2 protein-coding genes and 3 pseudogenes are annotated in these 4,212 nt (G+C 68.8%); all 5 read right to left on the bottom strand.

Annotated features, from left to right (window positions below; all coding sequences use genetic code 11):
- Positions 1-138 (bottom strand): annotated as a pseudogene (locus EN807_RS37140) (polyprenyl synthetase family protein); the annotation flags it as partial.
- 154 nt (positions 139-292) lie between these two features.
- Positions 293-1,636: a cytochrome P450 gene (locus EN807_RS32125; protein WP_127212038.1), complete on the bottom strand. Its 1,344-nt coding sequence runs from the start codon at positions 1,634-1,636 to the stop codon at positions 293-295.
- A complete protein-coding gene (locus tag EN807_RS37745; protein ID WP_348627940.1) occupies positions 1,636-2,481 on the bottom strand; it encodes an SDR family oxidoreductase in 846 nt (281 codons plus the stop codon). Before EN807_RS37745 ends, EN807_RS32125 begins: the two co-directional genes overlap by 1 nt.
- Positions 2,482-2,580: 99 nt before the next feature.
- Positions 2,581-2,754, bottom strand: a pseudogene (locus tag EN807_RS37740) (ferredoxin); the annotation flags it as partial.
- Between the two features lie 6 nt (positions 2,755-2,760).
- Positions 2,761-4,047, bottom strand: a pseudogene (locus EN807_RS37735) (cytochrome P450); the annotation flags it as partial.
- Positions 4,048-4,212 lie beyond the last annotated feature (165 nt).

Genomic DNA, 4,212 nt, shown 5'->3' with positions numbered 1-4,212 from the left:
CTGTTCGACCCGCTTTACGCCGTCCTGCATCCAGATCTCCGGCAGCAGCCTGCCGGATGCGCCGCGCGCCTGCGCGCCCAATCCGCCGAGCGCGGAAAAGCCAGTTCGGTCGTCGTGTAGCGTGGAACCGGTCTGCATGTTGTTCATGTCCTTGTACCTGACAGGAGACGGCCACGGCGAGCGGCGAGCCGCCGCGGTGTTGCCGGCGTCGCACCGAGCGCGCGCGCCGAGTGCAGCAATGCCGCGCGTCGCCGGCGCCGCTGCCTCGCCACCCGGGGCGGGCGATGCCAGCTCATGAGAATCCGATGCGGATTGTCACGGACGGATGTGCGGTCGGGTAATAGCGCCGGCCTTTTTCGGCGTCGCTCAGCAACCGGGGCCGCACCCCGGCCTTGTGCATGGTCAGCGCCAAGGCGATGCAGAACTGCACCAGTTCCAGCCATACCAGGTGGTAGCCGATGCAGACGTGTGGGCCGGTACCGAACTGCAGCATGTCCACCGGCCGGATCGGCTCCGTGCGTTGCAGCCACCGCTCCAGGCGGAACTGATCAGGGGCTTCGTGCAGGAGCGCCGAGGTGGAGAAATGCAGGAGCGGAATGCACAGATGGGTTCCCGCGGGAATGCGCCGTTGGCCGAGTTGCAATTCCTGCAGCGCGCGACGCGGCAGGAGCGTGGTCGCCGGATGCACGCGCAGCGTCTCGCGGAACAGCGCCTCGGCGACCGGACACTGCGCCAGGTCCGCGTGTCGGGTCGGCACCGCGCCCACGCGTTGCGCCTCCTCGACCAGGGCGTCCCACAGCACAGGCTGCCGCGCCAGCTCGATCACCATCCAGGCCATCGTCGAGGCGGTGGTGTCGTGACCGCCAAGCAGCAGCAAGCGGATATTGGCGACCAAGACGTCATCGGAGAGCGCATCGTCGCTGCGATCGAAGGCGCTCACCATGTCGTTGATCAACCCGGTTCGCGCGGCATGCGCGCGCGCGTCGCGGACGAACTGGCGCAACTGCGCGTCGATCCAGTCGCGGGCGGCGCGGCCGCGCCGCAAGGGCAGTCCGGGCAGGTCGACCGGGGGCGCGACGATCAACTGCAGCAGTTGCCGGTACTTGCGATGCCATCCCGGCAGGTCGTGCGCGGGGAGTCCCATGAGGCTGAAGATGAGCTTGAGCGTCAGGTCGCCGGTTTCGCGCAGGATGGTTACGTCGCCGCGGTCGCGCCACGCCTGCACCCGCGCCAGGATGATGGGCGCGAACAGGTCGCCGATGCCGGCCTGGGTCAGCCCCTTGGGCAGGAACGCCGCCTTGATCGCATCGCGCGCCTGCCGGTGCGCGCCGCCGTCCTGGGCGACCAACGTTCCGCCAAGCAATTCGGGCGCGATCTCTTCCATCAGCGCCGAGGACACGTCCTTGTGCCGGAGCAGTGCGAACGCATCCAGATCCACGCAGGTCATCAGGTGGCCGGCAGGGCCGAAATCCAGCCAGAAGTGGCTGCCCAGCGTCCGTTCCGCGCGCCGCAGCAGGCGCGGCAGGTCGCAGACGATGGCGGGAAGATGCCCGACAAGGGGGAAAGCGCCGGGCACGACCGGGATGTCGTACCGCAGCCGGTGCCGACGGTCCAGCGGGTTGAGCAGCATGTCCATCAGCAGCGCGGCGCCGCGGCCGCTTCGGCGATGTCGCCGGCAGGCCGCGCGGCGCGGCTGTTGCCACCGTCGGCGTATGTCGGCACATGCGCCAGCATGCCGCCGTCGATGCACACGACCTGGCCAGTGATGAACGCAGCATCGTCGGAGAGCAGGAAAGCCACCAGCGCGGCCACGTCCTCGGGGCGGCCGACGCGCGGCAGGAGCTGGTGCCGGCGCAGATGCCGTTGCATGCACTCGTCCAGCTCGGCGAGGAGACGCTCGGTCATGATGAGACCCGGCGCAACCGCGTTGCAGCGGATCTGCGCGTGACCGTACTGGGTGGCGAGCGAGGCCGACAGCATGTTCATCGCCGCCTTCGACGCGGCGTAGGACGTCTGCGCGGTGTCACCGCTGAGCCCCTGGCACGACGACATGTTGACGATCGCGCCGCCGCCGCGGGCGATCATCCGTGGGATGGCCTGCCGGCAGCAGAGCAGCGTGCCGCGCAGATTGGTCGCCATGATCTGATCCCAGACCGCCAGGTCCAGGTCGAGGATCGCGTGGTCGCGCGGGGTCAGATGCATGGCGCTCGCGTTGTTCACCAGCAGGTCGACACCACCGAAGTGCCGCTCCGCCGTCTCGAACAGCGCTGCCACCGCCTGCGCATCGGCAATGTCCATGGCCAGGGCCAGCGCATGGCCCGCTTCGGCCGCGATCTGCGCGGTGCAGGCGATGGCCGCCGAGCCATCAATGTCGGCCACAACCACTCTGCCGCCCTCGCGCGCGATGGCGAGGGCGCATGCCTTGCCGATGCCGGCGCCGGCGCCGGTCACCAGGGCCACCTTGCCTTCAAACCGTCCCATCGTGTCCGCGGCATGCCGCCAGGCCTCCGCCGGAGAAGGCGCAGGGTCGGCGCTGGCGCGCTCGCCATCGCCAGAGTCGCTTTCGATGACCCGAATGGCGGCGACCGGGCACTGGCTGGCCGCGAGCCGCACGGCGGCGTGCAGCGCCTGCGGGACCGTCGCCACGCACAGTTCAGCCACGCCGTCCGGTTCGCGCTGGCGAAAGGTGCCCGGCAGCGTCAGCACGCACTGCCCGGTAGTTCCGCACAGATCCTGGTCGACCACGACGCGCATCTCAGCCCCGCCCTGCGCATGCAGCCGCACCGACAGCGCGCGGAACGTCCTAAGGAACGCGGAGGGCTCCCGGGTCGGCTGCTCGGCCAATGCCAGCGTGGGGAAGCGCGCCTGGATCCGCGGCAGGCTCTCGGCCAACTGCACCCGGGCCAGTTGCGCACCGAGGCAGAAGTGGATGCCGTGGCCGAAGCTCAGCATGATCTTCCCGTCAGTCGACATGCCAGGACTGGTGCTGTAGAACCGCGCGGGATCGAAGCGGTCTGGATCGGCGAAGGCGTCCGGGTCGCGATTGCCGGCCGCGATCAGCACGCGCACATCCGCGTTCTTCGGGATCACCACGCCGCCCAGTTCGATGTCGCGCACGGCGATACGCGGAATGGAGCTGAACATGGCGGGCGCGTCGCAGCGCAGGACTTCTTCGACGAATGCCTTCACCCCCACGGCGTCTCCCTTCAGCCAGTGCCGCTGTTCGGGATACGCCAGCATCGCCAGGACCGCATGGTCGATGGTCGCAGCAGTGGTGGCGAAGCCGCCCAGCAGCATGCCCCACAGCATGCTGATCAACTCCGCATCCGACAGCGTGTCGGCATCGTCGTCATGTGCGCCGACCAGCATCGACACGATGTCGTGGCGGGGATCGGTGCGCTTGCGCTGTATGAGGTCGCCGAAGTAGGCCTGCACCCTGGCGCTGGCCGCGTCCGCCGCGGCGAGCTGGGGATCGCTGGCGTGCGGGCTAAGGCCTTCCAGAATGGCGCCGATGCCGTCGGCGAGCCCGAACATGTCGTCCTGGGGCATGCCGAACAGTTCGGCGAAGACCAGCATGGGCAAGGCCAGCGCGAATTCCCGATGCAGGTCCACCGCCTCCCCGCGCTCCAGCGCGGGCGCCATGCCGTCCAGGCGCGCTGCGACGATGCGCGCGATACTCGGCCGCAGGTTGTCGATCTGGCGCATGGTGAAATCGCGCGAGATCAGCCGGCGCAGACGCGTATGCGTCGGTGGTTCCTTCATCGCGAGCGTGGACGCCAGCAGATTGAGCGACAGGCTGGTCGCCGCACGCGGGAAATAGCGCGCCAGTTCGCCCGGCGCCGGTCCTCGAAACGCATCGCCCGTGGCCTTGAGCGCCCAGTAAATGTCGGCGTGGCGGCTCAATAAAAAGAGGCCCGACGCCGCGCGATGCACCGGATCGTGCTCGCGCAACCACCGCATGAACGGATACGGGTCGTGGATGCACGCTGGCGACGCCAGTTCGGCGAAAGCGTCCCGGCATGCTGCCGTGGTTTCTTGCACGTCCATCTTGGTTACCTGTTGGCTGGCTGATCTGACCGGCCGCGCGCCAGGCGCGCCGGCAAATTGCGGAGAAGATCGCGATTCCCGGCGGCGTCCGCGCATCACCAGAGCACCGGGAACTCCTCGAACCCGCCAGTGATGATCTCCTTGCGCAACTTCAGTTCTTCGGGC

This window comes from Mesorhizobium sp. M5C.F.Ca.ET.164.01.1.1, assembly GCF_004792125.1.
Taxonomy (GTDB): Bacteria; Pseudomonadota; Alphaproteobacteria; order Rhizobiales; family Rhizobiaceae; genus Mesorhizobium; species Mesorhizobium wenxiniae.
Note: the sequence above shows the minus strand (reverse complement) of the source record. Positions and strands in the feature narration are given on the sequence as shown.